Raw genomic sequence first — 18,038 nt, forward strand, 5'->3', positions numbered from 1 at the left:
GTTTTAGTTAAATGTTTATGTAAATATTTATATAAACATTTAACTAAATAAGTATAAAAAGGCGCAAAAAAAGAAGCGCCCTTTCTTTTGGCGCTTCCAGTTTACCCAGCACTAGGCCAGACCGTTCCATATTATATTTTTCTTACGCTTCCTCTTTCCACAAAATCCGTACAGACTTGTATCTTCATCCTTACTTTCTTAGGATCCTCGATCGCCAGTGCCAATTCCCTCACGGCCGTCTCTCCCATCTCCCGCTTATAAACGTTGATCGTCGTAAGCGGCGGGTCCGAGATGGCCCCGAACGAAATATTGTCAAACCCTATGATAGACACATCCTCAGGTATCCCGTATCCATACTCCTTAAGCGCCCGCATCGCGCCTATGGCTATCGTATCATTATCCGCGAAATAAGCAGTCGGTATCACCGGCGTCTCATCCAGATATCGCTTCATTCCTTCATAGGCAGTCTCAATCCGGGTACCCACCGTCGCGATATACTCCGGCCTTACGGGAAGCCCATATCTTTCCATAACTCTTTTGAATCCAATCTCCCTGTACCGGAATGCCTGTATCCGGAAGTCTCCCTGGATGTATCCGATGTCCTTATGTCCCTTGCCTGCCAGATATTCCACCGCCTTTGCAGCCGAATCCGTGTTGCTTATCAGCACGCTGTCAAAAAAGTACCGGTCGCTCCACCCGTCCAGCAGGATTATCTTATTCTTAGCGTGAGTAAACGGCTCGAAATCCTCCTCCAGCATCTCCGTTCCCAGAAGAACCACGGCACTCTCCGTATCCGAAAGAATCTCATTGATCTGCATCTGGTACTGGGCGTCATTGATATCCACATGGCAGAACACCGTCTCATATCCCATGCTCTTCGCCTGATGCTCCACGCCTTCGATCACCGCCGGATGGAAGGGGCTGTCATCAATAATCAGCCCGTTCCTCCGGAAAATGACGAACCGGATCTTCTTAATCTTCTCCTCCATCCGGTACCCCAGTTCCTCCGCTACCCTGAATATTTTCTCCGACGTCTCCGCATTCACTCCCCGCTTATGGTTCAGCGCATTCGAAACCGTCGCTGGAGAAAAACCAGTGATTTCACTTATTTTCCGTATACTAACCTTCATAATAACCGACCTTCCATTTGCTCTGCCTATAATATATCACATATTATTTTAAAAATGAAGGCAACTTTTTGCGCAATCATTTTTCCGCGATTTTTTTGCAAGAAGAAAGCGCCTCGCGGCGCTTCCTTCTCTTTTGCTCTGGCCAATCCTAGGGGGATTAAGCATTTCTTCTTTTCTTCGTCATCATTACGATTCCCGCCAGAGATACCAGTCCCAGAAGAGCATAGAGCCCTGCCATGGCAGTGTCTCCCGTCTTTGCGATCTTCTTGGCATTCTCAGCGGCAATCTGCTTCTCGATCTCCTGCGCCGTCTTCAGCAGTTCTTCATAAGTCTTGCCGCCATTGGCAACAAGCACTGCGTTGATGGCATCTTTCTCGTCCTGGGACATCTTATCCCAAGCTTCCTTGCCGGACAGTATCTGCTGGTAATTCTGCCTGGTGGCCTCCTTATAGATCTGGCCGTCCTGTCCCGTCAGATACTTCTTGATGAAGCTGTCGCTATTTTCCTTGATCTCTCCGGAAAGTTTCAGCAGATCTTCATAAGACTTGCCGCCATTGGCGATCAGCGCCGCATTGATGGCGTCTTTTTCTGCCTGCGACTTCTTGTCCCAATCCGCTTTTCCGGACAAAATCTGCTCATAGTTCTTGGCTGTGGCTTCTTTGTACATCTGTCCATCTTCGCCTGTCAGATAGTTCTTTACAAACTTATCTGCTTCTTCTTTCACAAACGTCTCGCAAGCAAGCACATAATCATCATAGGTCGCGATCGCGCCGTCAGTGCCCGCCTCGATCAAGGCATTCGCCTTCGCTTTCTGTTCGTCCGTCATCTCTGCCCAAGACTCTTTTCCCGCAAGAATCTGATCTGCGTTATTGCTATTGATTTCTTTATACAGCCCGTCTTTCCCCGTTGTAAATGCATTTACAAAATCCTGTGCAACCGCATCGTCCAAGGTATCCAAAAATGCCGCTTCGGCATTGTCAAGCGCCGCAAGAACAGCGTCTTCATCCGCTGCGTTGTCGATCGCTACTTTTGCTTCGTCCGCCTCGTCGTCTATCTCAGCCTTCAATGCCGCTTTTTCCTCGCTGCTCAGGTCTTTAAGAGCATCAATGCCCTTCTTCGCTTCCTTCGCCGCTTCCATAACGCCATCTTCCGCTACTGCCTTCGCCTCTGCAAACGCAATCGCCGCCTGTCCATTCTGGACCGCATGATTGATTCCATTTGCATCCGCCGCCGCATTGACCGCGTTTTTTGCCGCCTCTGCCGCATTGTCTACCTCGGCCTTTTTCATGTTCTTCTCAGCTTTTGTCAGATTGCCAAGCTTATCGATCTCTTCTTTGGCCGCTTTTGCGTTTGCCGCGATGCTATCCATGGCCTCCGCCTTGGACTGGATCAGCGTCATATCCGCGCTGCCCTGCTGCTTCGCGCTTTCAACCGCGGAAGGAGACGCCGCATTATTCACTGCGTCTTTCGCTTTGTTTGCAGCCGCCGTAATCTCATCTTTTTTGGTCTGTTTTTCTGCTGGTGTCAGGTTGTCAAGATTGTCGATTGCATTAATTGCCGCCTGCGTATCCACGTCTATCGCGTCCGCTGCATCCTTCTTTAACTTGGCAGCATTATCCGCCGCCTGCTTCTTCGCGGCATCCACAACAGCTTTTACCTGCGCATCTGTAGCAGCGCCATTGAGCTGTCCTTTGAACGTGGCTTTCTCCGCATCCGTCAGGAACTCCAGCCCGTCAATCGCAGGAACCGCCGCTTCCGGCACGACTTTAGTGATCATCGCTCCGCCTACGTTAAATCCAACGGTAGCATCGCCATTTTCCACATCAACCATCTGGTCTGTAAAACTATAGTCGCCAACCGTATAATTGGCGCCTCCCACTGCGACCTGGACAGTAAAATTATCCTTCCCCACGGTTCCGGATGCCGGAAGGCCGCTTGCACTCACCGTTACATCGTCCGCTGTAAATGTCGAACTGCCCACATCATAAACACTATATGGGCCAACCCCCGTGACAGCGCCGCCGGAACACCAATATCTCCAGCCATCAGTGGTATAGTAGATCGCCCCGGTACTGCAGCCGTCAAACTGCGAATCCGCATTCAGCACCGCGACCGGATACCCCGCCCCATTTGCATTGGTTATCTGCCCGCCTGTTATTGCCAGTTTCACGCTCAGCGTGCTCGGGAATCCAAGGCTTGCATAGTTCGGATTTGCCAGCCCTGAATTGGTGCTGATATAGATTGTATCATTTACATTGAAGGTTCTGTTGTTATTCACGCTGATGCCGTGATAGAACATTCCAGTGCCAGTCCCGTTTTCAGCCGCCTTTACATCTGTTGTCCCAGTAAATGGCGCAAATGCAAATGCCATGCACGCAGCGGTAGCAATTGCAGCAATTAATTTACCCTTTTTCATTTTCGTTACTCCTCTCATAATAAAAAAATCCCCTATTTCAATTTCCTATCTGTCTCCTGCGTTCTGCTCTTAAAATTCCCTCCCTTGGCCCGCAAAACTAAAACAGGCTGTATACATATATTATTAAACCAGAAATCAACAGGCTTTCCTTGTGTTTTACCAAAAGGGTCAGAAAATTACCGTTTTCACTACATCTTGTGTCAAAATTTCCGCCATCTACTATCCGTAGCCCAAAAGGCGCAAAAAAAGAAGAGGCACCCCCTGCGGGAATTCCTCTTCTTCATACATTCTGCAGATATCTAATCTTAAATTATTTAAGGTTAACCTCTGCTCCTTCGCCTTCAAGCTTAGCCTTGATTTCCTCAGCCTCAGCCTTAGATGCAGCTTCTTTGATTACCTTCGGAGCGCTGTCAACTAATTCTTTTGCTTCTTTCAGTCCAAGGCCTGTTACTTCACGAACAACCTTGATAACCTTAACCTTAGAAGAGCCTGCGGATACTAATTCTACGTCGAACTCATCCTTCTCTTCTGCTGCTGCGCCTGCATCTGCGCCTGCTGCTGCAACGACTACGCCTGCTGCTGCAGATACACCAAATTCTTCTTCACATGCTTTTACTAAGTCATTTAATTCTAATACTGATAATTCTTTGATTGCATCAATAAATTCAGCTGTTGTTAATTTTGCCATTTTATGATCCTCCATTTAATATTATTTTAATTGCAGCGGGTTATTCTACTCCGCCGGTGTTTCTTCAGTTGCCGCTTCTTCTGCAGGGGCTGCTTCTTCTACTGCTGCCTCTTCCGCAGGGGCTGCCGCTTCGCAGTTCTCTGCTCCGCCCTGCTCTGCGATCTGGTTAAGAACACGAGCAAGATTGGTAATTGGTGACTGCATGCTTCCAAGCAATTTGGCCAGCAATTCTTCTCTTGACGGAATCTTTGACAGTTCTGTCAGGCCGTCAACATCGTATACCGTGCCTTCAATCACGCCTGCTTTTAACTCAAGGGCTTTTGCATCTTTTGCGAACTTGCAAAGGATTCTTGCCGGAGCCGTAGCATCGTCTTTAGAGATCGCGATAGCGCTTGGTCCTTCCAAGTGTTCTTCTAAAGCCGCTAATTCAGTTCCTTCAAAAGCTCTCTTCATCATTGTGTTTTTACAAACTTTGTAGACGATTCCAGCATCCCTTAACTGTTTACGCAGTTCTGTATCCTGAGCAACAGTAAGTCCGCGGTAGTCAACTAATACAACGCTTGCTGCATCTTTGACATCTTCTGCAATAGCCTGTACGATTGGTTGTTTCAATTCAACTTTTGCCACGAATGGTGCACCTCCTTATAGTATTTGTCCGACTGCGTAAGGAAATAAGTGCTATACGCTAAAAAGCCTCTATATCCAAAGACATAGAGGCATTGTAATTCATAAAAACAGAATCCAACTTTCCTCGGCAGGCGTTTGTCTACTTACGCTTACGCACCTGCTGTCTTCGGCAGTCATCGTGGGATATTATATCATCACGCAGATTCCTTGTCAATACTTTTATATATTCTTGCTATTCTATTTCGCCCAAAACCGCATATGATGGATCATTCTTATCATCGCGGCTGGTATTATACATTTCAAGATCTTTATAATGGGAAATGATGCGGGTGTTATCTCCTGCAACCGTCCTCTTTACGATCAGCCACTTGCCATCACGGCATTCCCAGTTATCAATGTCCCGGCACCTGGCCTCTACCGTAAATGTCTTGCCTTCTTTGCCCGGCATCTTGCAGGCGGCATACATGTAAGTCTCGCTGACCGCTTTATCGCCATCCACCTTGATCAGGATATTCGTCATCATATGATGGGTACAGATCATATGCCTGTGCTGCTCCAGCATATTATCAATAAATCCTCTTCCCGTTCCTCTGTAAGTAGGGCCATAGTCTACCTGGCTGTCCTCGGCAAATACAGAATACCCCAGTTCATTGTCAATTCGGTCAAGCGCGCGGCAGTAAACGTAGATCTGATCCCTTATCGCTTCTTTTGCCAGCAGTGTCTTAATCTCATCCATTCCTTTTTGCTCCTTTTCTTTTTTCGCGTTCCGCTGATATCTGTCCTCAGTATACAATCCCGGCGGACTTATACAAAGTCATATCCGCCTCACTTTCACGCAGCGGCAAGGACAAAAAGTTATCAATTTATTACACTGACGCCAATAATTACATTTTTACCAAAAAAATACATTTATTACTATATATTCCACTTTTTCTCTCATTACTGTATGTTAAAATAAACACAAAATGTTTAGGAGGAAGATAAGATGAATGTCGCTATTGTTGATGATTCTCTTATAGACAGACAGCACTTGTACCACGGTCTGGAGCGTTATTGCCGCGAACATAAGGTACATATGAAAATAGAGCAGTTCGACAACGGAACCGACTTTTTAAATACATTCAATGCCAATGTTTATAACCTTGTATTTCTGGATATATTTCTGAACGAGATCGATGGCATGCAGGTCGCCAAATCCATATTCGATCAAGACCCACAGTGTCTGATTATATTTACAACTTCCAGCAAAGAGCACGCGGTTACGGCTTTTCGACTGCATGCTCTTGATTATCTTCTGAAGCCTTTTTCCTATGAATATCTGGAAGAGGCAATGCTCAGATACGAGCGCGCTTCCAAACGCTTCGAGCACTACATCGAACTGAAAGAAGGGCGGCACTACACCCGCATACTGCTGTCTGATATCATTTATACCGATTATTATAATCACTATATCCAAATACACACGCCCTACCGGACAGTCCGCTCTTATATGTCTTTTAAGGATTTTTCGCCTATGCTGGAGGCGTATCCCCAATTTTTATGCTGTTACCGCAACTGCATGGTGAATCTGGATCACATTGCATCCATGGATGTCAATGATTTCGTACTTACAAACGGGGAGAGGATTCCTATATTGCGGGCACGCAGAAAAGAGATCCGCCAGGCGTATGCCAACTATATATTCACCTATGTGACCGAAGGAGATAAACATGAATCTTGAAAGTCTGTCCAGTTCGCTGCTTTTTATCGGGCCCTGTATTATCGTGCTGTATTTTACATTTTCGGACCGGCTTAAAGCGCCCACATTACTAACGGTAGCATCCGGCATTGCCATATTCGTCTTAATAGACATAGCGCTTACCTATATCTATATGACAACTCCCCTCACCGCCTTTACAATGGCTTTACTGGCGATCTCAGGGGTAATGGCAGGCGTATTTATCTTTAACGCTGTTTCTACTTACAGTTTTGCCCAATGCCTATTTGCCGTTACGATTGTGAAATGCTATTCCAATGCCGTATACCTATTATCCGCCCAGGCAGAGTACATCTTAGGACATGCGCCTTCAAAAATGCCCACTTTGTTTCACCTGGCACTGACATTTGCGATCATGCTGCTAACCCTGCCGCTTATCTTGCTGTTTTTCAGGAAGCTTCTCAGGCCAGCGCTTGATCGCACGGAACACCTTCCCTTTTGGAATTTATTATGGGGCATACCCGTGTGCAGCACATTTTTTTATTCCCTGACGGTATTCCCTATATTCAACAGCAGCAGCCCCAGTCCCAAAGCCGATATCTACCTGATCCCTTTGCTTTGGATCATCCTGACCTTCTCTACCTATCTCATCATCTTTAAGATGATCGTAGAGACCACCAGAAATGCCGAACTGACCGAAGAATTACACCTGACCGAAACACATTTTGACGCCTATAAAAGACAGATCGTACTGCTCCAGCAGAAAATCGACGAGACCAGCCGCATCCGGCACGACTTCCGGCACACGCTGATTGCCCTTAAGGCTTATATTTCCAACAATGACTTAAGCGGAATGGAAGACTACATCAACAATTATCTATGTCATCTGGATTCTATCAGCCCTACCAGCTACTGCCAGAATCCCGTGATCAATACGATCGTCTCCTACTTCGCCGACATTGCCCGCGACCATGGCATCAGCGTCTCCATCTCCATACGCCTGGACGATGCCTTTCCCTTCTCCGACATCGACACATGCATCATTCTCGGCAATCTTCTGGAAAATGCTCTCGAGGCCTGCATGCGCCAGACCGAAGGCGAGAAATACCTTCACCTGGATATCTGCATGCATCACGAAAGCACGCTGGCTATCATCGTAGAGAACAGTTACGCCGGTCAAGTGCGCAAGAAGGAGGGCGTCTTCCTTTCCTCCAAGGCAGAAAGAAGAGTCGGGATCGGGATTGCCTCCGTCCGGCAAGTCGCCAGGAAATACAACGGAATCTGCCAGTTTGATTACACGTCCCGGACATTCAAAGCCTCCATCCTTCTTAACGCCATAGACAACGGAAAAGAGACAGCATAGCCGAATCGCTATGCTGTCTCTTATTATTCATCTAATATGCAATTACATAACCTTAATTGGGTTAATCTTAACGCCAGGTCCCATTGTAGAAGTAAGCGTCACGCTCTTTAAGAACTGACCCTTTACAGCGGATGGCCTTGCCTTGTTGATTGCATCAATAAGCGTCTGGAAGTTGTCCGTAAGCTGTTCTTCGGTAAATGAAGCCTTACCTACTGGCACATGGATAATGTTTGTCTTATCAAGTCTGTACTCAATCTTACCGGCTTTGATGTCCTGGATTGCCTTTGTCACGTCCATAGTTACCGTTCCGGCCTTCGGGTTCGGCATTAATCCCTTAGGTCCGAGAACACGTCCAAGACGTCCAACGACACCCATCATATCCGGCGTAGCTACTACTACGTCGAATTCAAACCAGTTCTCATTCTGGATCTTTGGAATCAGTTCTTCTCCGCCTACGTAATCTGCTCCTGCCGCTTTAGCCTCATCAGCCTTTGCGTCCTTTGCAAATACTAAGATACGGACTTTCTTGCCTGTTCCGTGCGGAAGTACGACCGCGCCACGGATCTGCTGGTCAGCGTGACGTCCGTCACATCCAGTTCTGATATGAGCCTCGATTGTCTCATCAAATTTTGCTACTGCAGTCTTTTTAACTAATGACACTGCTTCCGCAACATCGTAGAGCGTTCCTCTGTCAATTGCCTTTGCAGCCTCAACATATTTCTTTCCTCTTTTCATTCTAAAAAACCTCCTTGTGGTAATGTCGGGATAACCCTCCCACTTTCTATCGTTTACAATTTACTCTAGTCTTCAACCTTTACGCCCATGCTGCGGCATGTTCCGGCGATCATGCTCATTGCTGCTTCAACGTTGGCTGCATTCAGGTCTGGCATCTTCAGTTCAGCGATTTCCTGAAGCTGAGCCTTTGTGATTGTCGCAACCTTTGTCTTGTTCGGAACGCCTGAACCAGACTTGATGTTGCAGGCCTTCTTGATCAGGACTGCTGCCGGCGGCGTCTTTGTGATGAAGCTGAAGCTTCTGTCATTGTAAACCGTGATTACAACAGGAATAATCATATCTCCCTGATCTGCAGTCTTAGCGTTGAACTGCTTTGTAAATTCAACGATATTTACACCGTGCTGACCAAGTGCAGGTCCAACCGGTGGTGCTGGTGTTGCTTTTCCTGCAGGGATCTGTAACTTAATATAACCTTCTACTTTTTTTGCCATTTCAATTACCTCCTTGTGGTGCCTTCGGGAACGTCTGCGTCCCTCCCACTACCTGTTACATTTTCTTGACTTCTGCGAAACCAATTTCAACCGGCGTTTCGCGGCCGAATAGTTCAACATTGATGGTAAGGCTCTGCTTCTGTATATTCATAGACTGGATAACGCCAACCGTATCTGCCCATGCACCGGCAATAACCTGAACCGTGTCGCCTTCTTTAAAGTCAACGACAATGTTCTCCTGCCTGATCCCAAGCGGCGCCATCTCTGCATCCGTCAGCGGAACCGGCTTAGAGCCTGGTCCTACGAATCCCGTTACGCCTCTTGTATTACGGACAACATACCATGTATCATCATTCATGATCATATGAATCAGCACATAGCCCGGAAACATCTTCTTCTGTGTCGCCTTCTGAACGCCGTTCTTCATCTCTACGACATCTTGCATCGGAACGCGGACTTCCAGAATCTGATCTTCCAAATGTCTGTTTTCAATTGTCTTATCAATGTTGGCTTTTACTTTGTTTTCATACCCGGAATAGGTATGAACTACGTACCATTTTGCCTCTGACATAAACTCACCTTTCTTGCCCGCAGTTTATCAGTTCTATTTTACTAATAAATCCACTCCGTACTGGGCAATAAAATCAACGATCGCTATGATTATTCCCAGAACTACGGACACGGAAACAACTGCCGTCGTCTGTTTTGCAAGTGTCATCTTATCTGGCCAAATGATTTTCTTAAATTCTCTGTTAAGACCTTTGAACCAGCTTTTCTTCTGAGTCTTATCGCTCATGACATCCACTCCTTTACGGCGACTATTTTGTCTCTTTGTGCAATGTGTGTGACTTGCAGAACTTACAGTACTTCTTAGTCTCCATGCGCTCAGGATGTGTTTTCTTATCCTTTGTCATGTTGTAGTTACGCTGCTTGCATTCTGTACATTCCAATGTGATTCTTGTACGCACAACTTCCACCTCGCTTCATGTTTCTTGTGTTAACATTGTTACTTGGTAGCTTGCGAGGCTACCCAAATTTTAGGCATAAAAAAAAGACCTACTTCCATTCGCTAGGATAGTGTATCACAGAAAGCCGGAAAATGCAAGTCCTTTTCTTCATATTGCGCCTGCGGCCAGGACCGCAGGCGCGCGGATCATCTTCTTACTTTAATAGATTCAATGCGTTCTTATAGAAGATGCATTCCCTTGCCTCTTCCGATAGATTGGCCCGCCGGATGCGGTAGATCTCAAGTTCTGTGTTAAGCCATGGGAAATGAGACCCGAACAGCAGCCGGTCATATCCAAGGCGGTTCGGAATATTCTCTATTCCTTCATCCGAATAATCCCCCGAAGTCTCGATCAGCAGGTTGGGATGCCGGTCCATCACGTAATCGACATCCGTCAGCGCATAGCCGCTGCTGTCAAACTGCCCGCCGTGGGACATGATAAACTTAAGTTCCGGGAATTTTTCCGCAAGGCTGGCCACCTGGAAGCAGTGGGAAAGCCATGGATACCCTGTCTCAATTAAGACAGGCAGGCCGTATTCCTCGCATATCTCCATAAAAGGATACACCTTCTTGTCATTAATCGCAAACGTCTCTTCCCAGGGGTGCAGAAGCAGGCCTTTCAGTTCCAGGTCCTCCACCGATTCCCGCAATATCTTCTCAGAATCCTTGCCAAGGTTCGGGTCGATCCTGCAGAAGCCTTTTAGTTTTCCGGAATGCTTCCTCTGCAAGTCCGAAATATATTCATTCTGCCGTTCGAAGAAAGGATCAATCGTCTTGACCGGGCAGATCACCGATACATCCACCTGATTCTCCTCCATATTCTTCAGGATGTCTTCTTCCGTGCTCTCCTGGCCCAGCATGGACTCGCCCACGTATGTATGAAAATCAACAATCATCTTATTTCCTCCAATCCCATCACGCGAACCGCGTTCTGATACAGAACCTTTTCCAATTCTTCTTCTGACAGACCAGCCAGCAGTACCTTTTTAAGTTCTACCATCGGATCGCAGCACGGCGCGTCTGTACCGAAGAAGATACGCTCTGCTCCCAATTCGTCCACAAGCCATCTTATTTCCTTGACCAGCGGCACCTCCGAAGTATCTATATAAATGTTCTTATACTTCTTCGCCACCTCGATGGCATCCCTGTTGTGGGCGTAGCCGCCCATATGCGCCAGTATAATGACGGTGTCCGGGCATTGGGCCGCCAGTTCGCCGATCTGAAGGGGAAGGCACATCATCTCGTCGCCGCAGTGGAACAGCACCGGCAGTCCCAGTTCGCCCGCCTTCCTGCAAAGGCGGACCGTAAGTTCCCCGTATGGATGAAGCGTATAATGGGCAGGATGCAACTTTACTCCACGAACCGGATATTTTCTGCAGCTGTCTTCCAGGAAATCGATCGCTTCCTGCCCAAACCAGGGATCCATCCGCAGAAACATCATGAACCGCTCTTTGTATGGCTCGATGGAATCCCACAGCCGCATGCCGCATGTCATGTCCGGCCCGGGAAGGTTCAGATAGGCGCTTACGACAGCCTTCTCAATCCCAGCCTCATCCATAAGCGTTATCAATTTTTCCGCTGTATCATACCAGTTCAGCGGCTCGCACACATCCACATGGGCATGCATATCTATGATTCTCATAAGTTTTTCCTCCTTATTATTCCCTGATCAGACAAACAGGTTGCAAGTGCAGTCTTCATACTGGCTGATGCACTTGCTATATATATCGTCAACGTACGGCATCAGAACGTCATTGGCCTTGACCGTGCCTATGTACCTCTCCTTGAAGTCCCTTGTCATATCCTGCAGTTCCTCTATCAGCGCCTCTTCATCTACATGCAGGAGCTTCCTGTCCTCCATCAGAATCCTGCCCGCTGCGATCACGGTTTCCACATCGCTTCCATCTTCGCAGTAAGCCAGGTGCTTATAGATATCATTCAGAGGGGTAAATGCCTCCGACTTCAAGTTGATAATATTGATATCTGCATCTTTTCCCGCCTCCAGGCTTCCAATCTCGTCCGCCCTTCTCAAGCTGCGGGCAGGCGTACGGATTGCCATCTTCAATATAGACTTGGCATCCAGCCAGGTCTTATAATCCGCGTCCATTACCTTCTGCAGCAGAGCAGCGAATTTTACCGTCTCGAATATGCTGTAGCCGTCATTGCTGCTCATGCCGTCTGTTCCCAGCACTACATTCACCTTATTTCGTACCATCTTGCGAAGCGGCATGATTCCGCTGCCGAGTTTCAGATTGCTGACCGGATTGTGGGCCACGGAAGCGCCCGCCTCTCCGATCATCCGCATATCCTCCTCATCCATCCATACTCCATGTATAATGGTCAGGCGATCCGTCAGAAATCCCAGATCCCGGATGTGCTTTACGATAGACTTGCCGTAGAATTCCGGGCCCGTAGCGCGCTGCATCCTGGTTTCCAGGATATGCGTATGCATCGGCAGATCGTACTTTTCGGCTATTTTAAGTCCTCTCATAAGGTACTCGTCCGTACACCGCTGGGGGGCTGATGTAGAGAAGACTACCTTCATCCCATCTTTCCTGTCCCATCTTCGGATAACTTCTTCATAGATCTCGATCATCTCCTCCGGATCCGGGTGGGATGACAGCAGTTCATGATATTTAGCGGGGATGCATTCCCTTGTATATGGAAGCTTATCCATAAACTTCCGGTCTCCCATGTTGACCGCGATATTGCCCTTTAATCCAACATCCTTATAGGCCTGAAATACCTGGTCGTATCCTTCCACCGTTGCCTTGGGGCATTCTGATACGTCATCCTGCACGCATGTGATCCCCTTCTTCACCATCTCCATTGCTCCGATCATGGTGCGAAGGTATATGAGGCGGGGCGCAAACGGCCCGTACTGAAGCGGCGGGCAGCTGTACAGCATCCATGGCTCAAGAGGCATGTTGTCAAACAGGCCCCGGAACATATTCTCATCTGAATGTAGATGAGAATTGACCAGGCCTGGCATCACCAGCTTGCCAGTGCAGTCGATCACCTTGTCAGCCTTCTCTTCAAGCCCCTTTCCTATTTTCGCTATCTTTCGCCCTTCGATAAGTAGATCGGCATGTTCCAGTATTTCATCTTCATCATTAAATGTCAGTATTTTTGCGTTTTTCAGCAATATCTTCATCTTCATTTCCTCCTACGAAAATAATTTATATGCATAGGCCTCCATGCAAAGAGGCATCAGATCATCCATCGTCTCCAGGTCATTATATAGCAGTTCCTTGATCTTCCCCAATCGGTTGATCAGCGTGTTCCTGTGGATATACAACGCTTTGGCAGTCTCGCTGACATTGAACTTATACTCAAGAAAGCCCAGCAATGTCCGCGCAAGCTCTGTATTATTCTCCTTGTCGTATTCCTGCAGGTACTGTATATTATCACAGCATCGCCCTTTCGTCTTTACCGGATACTGAAGCAGATAATCATAGAATTCTAATTGGTTATAAGCAAAGATCTTCTCTTTCAGCCCCAGTTTTTCTCCGATATCGATCGCTTTCTCCGCCTCTTGATAGGACCTTCTTATTCCTGCAAAGTCCTGGCTGCTTTTTCCTATGCCTGCCAGCACATCCATCCCTTCTTTCAGGGCGTTCATCTTCCGTATGATTGTTTCTGCCAGTTTTTTCGCCGCGTTACATATAAAGGGATTGCTTTTTGCCTGGCCTGCGAAAAGATAGATGATGAACTTGCGGTCGCGGCTTAAGATATAAGGCTCGAAGTTGCGAAGTTCTCTGCAATTGCGGATGCATCCGTCTATAATCCCCCTGTAGTCAGTATTGTAGTCGAATCCTGTCCGTATCTGCAGAAGCACCATGACCCGCTTCTTCTCAAAAGGCATTTCTATCTCCCGCAGTATATTCTTTAATTCCCCGTCGTCGAACTGACGCAGCCCATTCAGATATTCATATAGATCTTTGTGGTACGAATCCTCAAATTCATATCTGTCCTCCTGCCTTGATCTGGCCTGCTCCAGCGCCATGCTTAAGATCTTGATGCAGCGTTCGATAATGAACTTTTCTTCCTTATCCAGATCCCCCACATCTTCCAGCACAAGCAGGAGCGCGTTGGATTCTGCCCCGGGAATGGTAACCGTATATCCTTTTCTCTGGGTCTGGTCAGGGAATAGGAAGACGCTTTCATTGGTCTGCGAGGAGTGCAGCCGTTTTATCTCGCTGTCCTTGATGCACAGTTTCTTGTCATTCATCCTTTTGGCCGCATATACGCACTTATAATCGCTGTCCATAAGGATGACCGTTCGTTTCAGGAATTCCGCGATCCGGTAGACAATTTCCATCGTTCCCCGCTTGGAAAAGAAGATATCTGATATGTCTTCTATTAATTTCTGCTCTCTCACCCTGCTTCTGTAACTCAGATCATAGATGTGGTTATAGATTGCCTGGCAGACCTCGGATAGAGAATAATAAAATGGCAGTTCAAGAAGCGGAAGCCCCGCCTTTGCGGCCTCGCTGACCATGATCTCCGGGAGTTCCTGCAGATAGTCCCTGATCTTGACTCCCAGCCCGGCACAGCCGGCTTCTTTTAATTCATGGATGATTCTCTTCTGAGCCTGCGCGTCATCCACAAGAAAATAGCCGGATGTAATCACCAGTTCATCCTGCTTTACCCACCGAATGGCATCCGGATTATCCAGCACGCTTACGCCATCAAACCGGGCGTTTGGCAGATCATCGCAAGCAACACATTTTATATTTTTCAACCCGCTGGCTGTTATTAGCCATTCTAAACTAGTTTTCATCGACTCACCTGCAAATATAGCATCCTTGCGGCGCCGGCTCTTTTACCATCACGCCTCGTAGATATGTCCTTTCTACGGCTCCCTGAAAACAGGAATTTTTATACACGCTACTCTTTACTTTCGTTTTCATCTGCGCTTCTCCAAAGACCGTCTTTTTTGTAGGATCCAGTATTGCCAGGTCGGCATCCTTTCCCAGCGCAATGCTTCCTTTCCTTTTATCAATTCCCATTAAGCCGGCCGGCTTATACGAAAATATCTGCGCAATACGCTCCAGGCTGATCCTTCCTTTGCAGTACCCTTCGGAATATAGTACCAGCAGAGTGCACTGGATTCCGGATATGCCTGCCCACGCGTCATCGGGTCCATCTGCCTCAGACTTATACGTGCTGGGAGAATGGTCAGAAGAAATAATATCAATATTGCCGCCTTCCAGTTCCTTCCATAACGCAGCCTTGTTCTCCTCATCCCGGATTGGCGGCGCGCACTTTAACAGTGCTCCCTTTTCTATATAATCTTCCTGTGAAAACATCAGATAATGCGGACAGGTTTCGCAGGTCAGCCTTGCTCCCTGCCTTCTTGCCTCCTGGATGATCGGGATGCTCTTGGCGCTGCTTATATGGGCTATATGCACTCTGGCTCCTGTAAGCCGGGCAAATAGGGCACATTTTGCCACTGCCTCCATCTCGCTTACCTCTGGGCGCATCCTGCCAAGATGCTCCCACCTGCTGCTCCCCTTATATTTCTTCGTATAGTATTGGTTTATCGCTTCATTTTCCGCATGGATGATAATGGGAAAGTCTTCCGCTGCAGCCATGCGCATGGCCTCCAGCAGGATTGGATCCGTGACCTGCGCAAAATCTTTGGCCCCGCTGTCGCACAGGAATGCCTTAAGCCCTGCCGCGCCTTCCTTTAGCATATCCGGGATGGAAGCCAGATTATCTGTGGCAAGGCCGCCCCACGCCATATAATCGGTATAGGAATTTCCCTCGATTCTCTCAAGCTTCATCCGCAGGGTATCTCCGTTTACGGTAGCAGGTACATTATCTATTGGCATGTCTGCCACTGTAGTGATTCCTCCTTCCGCTGCCGCCAGAGATCCATGCCGCCAGTCTTCCATCTCTTCCGCGCCCAGATCGTCCATATGGACATGCACATCTATTCCTCCAGGAAAGATATACCGTCCCGGAACCTCTAATGTATCTTTTGCTTCTCCAAGCATTCCCGGCAGGGATAGGCCTGCTATCCTTCCATTTCTGATGCCTATATCCAGCTGCTGTTTTCCATCCGGGGTAATAACGCAGCCTCTCTTAATCGCCAAATCATACATAACTATCTACTCTTCCGGTAACATCTTACCTTGTCTGCAAAACGTTTAATTTTCTCTGCATCCCAGCGCAGCAGGCTTCCCGGCTTTGTTTCTTTGAGCATCAGGGAACTGCTTACCACCGCGCCTTCGCAATGATCCAGTATCTCGTATATATTATCTTCGTTGACGGAGCCGCCTACCAGCACCGGCTTTCCCAGTTCCATCTCTTGCGCTGTCTTTAGATACCGCAAGGTCTCCTGATAACTATGCCCGGTAAGTATGAGGCCATCCGCGCCTATGTGGCTTGCCCAGTCAATCGCCATATCTATCGGTACTCCGGGCATGGGAATCCCTTCCCTGTCATGCACGTCTGCGAGTATCTTCACCGGAGAGTTCAGCATCGCGCGGTACTGCACTGCCGTCTCCCCAACGCCTGTGCGGATTCCTTCCGCCTTATACATCGTTCCCGCAAATACCTTGATTCGCACAAAGTCTGCCCCCGCAGCCGTAGCCGCCGCGATAGGCGCCTCGCCGTCATGCGACTGCATGATCATTCCCAGCCGAATGTCCGGCATCTCCATCTTCACCATCTTGGCGAGAGAGGCCATCAGGGCGATCGTCTCCGGCATGGCGGGACCCAGATTCAGATTTTCATCCTGGATATATACAGTATCGATTCCATTGTCATAATGAACCTTAACGTTGGTCATGACATATTCTTCTATCTCCGCAATCGACTGGGACGGGTTATTCCTTCCGTAGTACGGAAGATGCACTGCCCCGATAATGATTGGCTCTTTCGTATATCTCATTCTTTTCCCTCCATGGTATAGCACACGACTTCCTTTAGGCGCTTCTCGGCCATCTCTCTGCTTACATGGAGTGCAGGCTCGATCCCAAAATCTTCTATTATAAAGGAAGAAGATACTGTCCCGTATTTCGCTGCCGTCACAAGATCATGGGTCTTGCTGTATCCAACCAGGAATCCGCCGCAGAAACTGTCTCCAGCTCCTGTTGGGTCCTTGACTGTATCTGAGTGATATGCATTCACAAATATAATTTCTTTATTTACATATACCAGGCAGCCTCTTTTCCCGATCTTGATCACTACATTCCTTGCTCCAAGCTGCATCATCCTTTCTGCGGCCTCCGCCATAGGAATATCGCCGAAGATGCCCTTCACCTCTACTTCGCTTGGGATGACTACATCTACCAGGCTGAATAGCTCCGGCAATTTGTCAATGCATTCCGGCTTCATATAGTCGCTTCCTGTATCAAGCACGATGATCCCATCCGGATTCTTCTCTCTGAAGTATTTGGCATAGCCTAACTGCCTGTCGTAGTGGCGCGCTGCCAGGAAGACGTCAGCATCCGAATAACTGTCCGGTATGTCGCTGACGGTAGGCGCGAATATCTCATGCGCCATCGTCACCATCTCGGGCGTCATCACCGGAAATCCCGCTATCAGTTCCCCGCTCTGCTCATCCTCATTAAAGGTTACCTCCCTGCGCTCTCCATTCTCATCGTAGATCATTCCCGCAAACATCATATGACGCATCGGTACATCTTTGATCCCTGTCGTGTCAATTCCCCGCTCTTCCAGCATCCGGATCCATTCCTGCGGAATGTCCGTTCCTTTTCTGGAGACCACTCCTACTTCTCCATCGTGCCAGATTGAGATTCCTGCAGTTCCAAACGCGGCGTTTCCGCCAAAAACATTTAATTTTTTTATGCCCACCGTATTAATGATATTGTCAATACCGAGGCAGCCAACAGCTACATAATCCATATGCCAGC

At 47.9% G+C, this 18,038-nt stretch carries 19 protein-coding genes and 1 other annotated feature; of the genes, 2 read left to right on the forward strand and 17 right to left on the reverse strand.

Annotated elements, in window-relative coordinates:
* Positions 1 to 131: 131 nt before the first annotated feature.
* The 5 genes from K0036_RS17360 to K0036_RS17380 all read right to left on the reverse strand — a co-directional run bounded on the left by K0036_RS17360 (position 132) and on the right by K0036_RS17380 (position 5,597).
* Positions 132 to 1,130 (reverse strand): LacI family DNA-binding transcriptional regulator, encoded by a 999-nt coding sequence (locus K0036_RS17360; RefSeq protein WP_220430271.1) that lies wholly within the window; start codon positions 1,128 to 1,130, stop codon positions 132 to 134.
* Between the two features lie 157 nt (positions 1,131 to 1,287).
* Complete coding sequence (locus tag K0036_RS17365) at positions 1,288 to 3,546, reverse strand: DUF1542 domain-containing protein (protein ID WP_220430272.1); 2,259 nt, start codon at positions 3,544 to 3,546, stop codon at positions 1,288 to 1,290.
* Positions 3,547 to 3,856: 310 nt separating this feature from the next.
* Positions 3,857 to 4,234 (reverse strand): 50S ribosomal protein L7/L12, encoded by a 378-nt coding sequence (gene rplL / locus K0036_RS17370; protein WP_009249515.1) that lies wholly within the window; start codon positions 4,232 to 4,234, stop codon positions 3,857 to 3,859.
* 45 nt (positions 4,235 to 4,279) lie between these two features.
* Positions 4,280 to 4,861, reverse strand: coding sequence for a 50S ribosomal protein L10 (gene rplJ, locus K0036_RS17375; RefSeq protein ID WP_025641703.1), 582 nt, complete (start codon positions 4,859 to 4,861; stop codon positions 4,280 to 4,282).
* Positions 4,862 to 4,911: 50 nt separating this feature from the next.
* Positions 4,912 to 5,049, reverse strand: a sequence feature (ribosomal protein L10 leader region).
* Between the two features lie 44 nt (positions 5,050 to 5,093).
* The gene (locus K0036_RS17380) at positions 5,094 to 5,597 is read right to left on the reverse strand and encodes a nuclear transport factor 2 family protein (RefSeq protein WP_009249517.1); all 504 of its coding nucleotides are present in this window, start codon (positions 5,595 to 5,597) and stop codon (positions 5,094 to 5,096) included.
* 249 nt (positions 5,598 to 5,846) lie between these two features.
* Here K0036_RS17380 and K0036_RS17385 point away from each other — a divergent pair, with 249 nt between their 5' ends.
* Together K0036_RS17385 and K0036_RS17390 are read left to right on the forward strand one after the other, a co-directional pair.
* Positions 5,847 to 6,581, forward strand: coding sequence for a LytR/AlgR family response regulator transcription factor (locus K0036_RS17385; protein WP_220430273.1), 735 nt, complete (start codon positions 5,847 to 5,849; stop codon positions 6,579 to 6,581).
* Positions 6,571 to 7,920 carry an ATP-binding protein gene (locus tag K0036_RS17390; protein WP_025641695.1) on the forward strand — a complete coding sequence of 450 codons (1,350 nt, stop codon included), beginning with the start codon at positions 6,571 to 6,573 and terminating at the stop codon, positions 7,918 to 7,920. The genes K0036_RS17385 and K0036_RS17390 overlap by 11 nt, the downstream gene beginning before the upstream one ends.
* 42 nt (positions 7,921 to 7,962) lie before the next feature.
* Here the strand turns inward: K0036_RS17390 and rplA are convergent, their stop codons facing one another.
* From rplA to K0036_RS17450, 12 genes are all read right to left on the reverse strand, one after another.
* A complete protein-coding gene (gene rplA / locus K0036_RS17395) occupies positions 7,963 to 8,655 on the reverse strand; it encodes a 50S ribosomal protein L1 (RefSeq protein WP_004606415.1) in 693 nt (230 codons plus the stop codon).
* Positions 8,656 to 8,720: 65 nt separating this feature from the next.
* Positions 8,721 to 9,146, reverse strand: a complete 426-nt coding sequence (gene rplK, locus K0036_RS17400; protein ID WP_025641693.1) for a 50S ribosomal protein L11 — start codon at positions 9,144 to 9,146, stop codon at positions 8,721 to 8,723.
* A gap of 55 nt (positions 9,147 to 9,201) precedes the next feature.
* Positions 9,202 to 9,717: a transcription termination/antitermination protein NusG gene (gene nusG, locus K0036_RS17405; protein ID WP_025641691.1), complete on the reverse strand. Its 516-nt coding sequence runs from the start codon at positions 9,715 to 9,717 to the stop codon at positions 9,202 to 9,204.
* A 33-nt stretch (positions 9,718 to 9,750) separates the two neighbouring features.
* On the reverse strand, positions 9,751 to 9,942 hold the full coding sequence (secE, locus tag K0036_RS17410) for a preprotein translocase subunit SecE (protein ID WP_004606418.1): 192 nt from the start codon (positions 9,940 to 9,942) through the stop codon (positions 9,751 to 9,753).
* Positions 9,943 to 9,964: 22 nt separating this feature from the next.
* On the reverse strand, positions 9,965 to 10,114 hold the full coding sequence (gene rpmG / locus K0036_RS17415) for a 50S ribosomal protein L33 (RefSeq protein WP_005332089.1): 150 nt from the start codon (positions 10,112 to 10,114) through the stop codon (positions 9,965 to 9,967).
* Between the two features lie 193 nt (positions 10,115 to 10,307).
* Positions 10,308 to 11,048: an amidohydrolase family protein gene (locus K0036_RS17420; RefSeq protein ID WP_220430274.1), complete on the reverse strand. Its 741-nt coding sequence runs from the start codon at positions 11,046 to 11,048 to the stop codon at positions 10,308 to 10,310.
* Entirely contained in the window at positions 11,045 to 11,794 is a 750-nt protein-coding gene (locus K0036_RS17425) for an amidohydrolase family protein (RefSeq protein ID WP_025641686.1), read from the reverse strand. The genes K0036_RS17420 and K0036_RS17425 overlap by 4 nt, the downstream gene beginning before the upstream one ends.
* Positions 11,795 to 11,821: 27 nt before the next feature.
* Positions 11,822 to 13,306, reverse strand: coding sequence for an amidohydrolase family protein (locus K0036_RS17430; RefSeq protein ID WP_220430275.1), 1,485 nt, complete (start codon positions 13,304 to 13,306; stop codon positions 11,822 to 11,824).
* Positions 13,307 to 13,318: 12 nt separating this feature from the next.
* Entirely contained in the window at positions 13,319 to 14,935 is a 1,617-nt protein-coding gene (locus K0036_RS17435; protein WP_025641682.1) for a PucR family transcriptional regulator, read from the reverse strand.
* 4 nt (positions 14,936 to 14,939) lie between these two features.
* Positions 14,940 to 16,262: an allantoinase AllB gene (gene allB, locus K0036_RS17440; protein WP_220430276.1), complete on the reverse strand. Its 1,323-nt coding sequence runs from the start codon at positions 16,260 to 16,262 to the stop codon at positions 14,940 to 14,942.
* 2 nt (positions 16,263 to 16,264) lie between these two features.
* Complete coding sequence (locus tag K0036_RS17445; RefSeq protein ID WP_220430277.1) at positions 16,265 to 17,053, reverse strand: BtpA/SgcQ family protein; 789 nt, start codon at positions 17,051 to 17,053, stop codon at positions 16,265 to 16,267.
* A complete protein-coding gene (locus tag K0036_RS17450; RefSeq protein WP_220430278.1) occupies positions 17,050 to 18,030 on the reverse strand; it encodes a carbohydrate kinase family protein in 981 nt (326 codons plus the stop codon). The genes K0036_RS17445 and K0036_RS17450 overlap by 4 nt, the downstream gene beginning before the upstream one ends.
* Between the last annotated feature and the right edge of the window lie 8 nt (positions 18,031 to 18,038).

Origin of the sequence: [Clostridium] scindens, assembly GCF_019597925.1 — a bacterium.
GTDB lineage: Bacteria > Bacillota > Clostridia > Lachnospirales > Lachnospiraceae > Clostridium_AP.

Bases quoted from the DNA above. Each gene is read 5' to 3' on its own strand.
- K0036_RS17450 (WP_220430278.1), bottom strand. From the start codon at position 18,030: ATGGATTATGTAGCTGTTGGCTGCCTCGGTATTGACAATATCATTAAT.
- K0036_RS17380 (WP_009249517.1), bottom strand. From the start codon at position 5,597: ATGGATGAGATTAAGACACTGCTGGCAAAAGAAGCGATAAGGGATCAG.
- K0036_RS17425 (WP_025641686.1), bottom strand. From the start codon at position 11,794: ATGAGAATCATAGATATGCATGCCCATGTGGATGTGTGCGAGCCGCTG.
- K0036_RS17385 (WP_220430273.1), top strand. From the start codon at position 5,847: ATGAATGTCGCTATTGTTGATGATTCTCTTATAGACAGACAGCACTTG.
- K0036_RS17390 (WP_025641695.1), top strand. From the start codon at position 6,571: ATGAATCTTGAAAGTCTGTCCAGTTCGCTGCTTTTTATCGGGCCCTGT.
- rplL (WP_009249515.1), bottom strand. From the start codon at position 4,234: ATGGCAAAATTAACAACAGCTGAATTTATTGATGCAATCAAAGAATTA.
- K0036_RS17445 (WP_220430277.1), bottom strand. From the start codon at position 17,053: ATGAGATATACGAAAGAGCCAATCATTATCGGGGCAGTGCATCTTCCG.
- rplA (WP_004606415.1), bottom strand. From the start codon at position 8,655: ATGAAAAGAGGAAAGAAATATGTTGAGGCTGCAAAGGCAATTGACAGA.
- K0036_RS17360 (WP_220430271.1), bottom strand. From the start codon at position 1,130: ATGAAGGTTAGTATACGGAAAATAAGTGAAATCACTGGTTTTTCTCCA.
- nusG (WP_025641691.1), bottom strand. From the start codon at position 9,717: ATGTCAGAGGCAAAATGGTACGTAGTTCATACCTATTCCGGGTATGAA.
- rplK (WP_025641693.1), bottom strand. From the start codon at position 9,146: ATGGCAAAAAAAGTAGAAGGTTATATTAAGTTACAGATCCCTGCAGGA.
- secE (WP_004606418.1), bottom strand. From the start codon at position 9,942: ATGAGCGATAAGACTCAGAAGAAAAGCTGGTTCAAAGGTCTTAACAGA.
- K0036_RS17435 (WP_025641682.1), bottom strand. From the start codon at position 14,935: ATGAAAACTAGTTTAGAATGGCTAATAACAGCCAGCGGGTTGAAAAAT.
- K0036_RS17430 (WP_220430275.1), bottom strand. From the start codon at position 13,306: ATGAAGATATTGCTGAAAAACGCAAAAATACTGACATTTAATGATGAA.
- K0036_RS17365 (WP_220430272.1), bottom strand. From the start codon at position 3,546: ATGAAAAAGGGTAAATTAATTGCTGCAATTGCTACCGCTGCGTGCATG.
- allB (WP_220430276.1), bottom strand. From the start codon at position 16,262: ATGTATGATTTGGCGATTAAGAGAGGCTGCGTTATTACCCCGGATGGA.
- K0036_RS17420 (WP_220430274.1), bottom strand. From the start codon at position 11,048: ATGATTGTTGATTTTCATACATACGTGGGCGAGTCCATGCTGGGCCAG.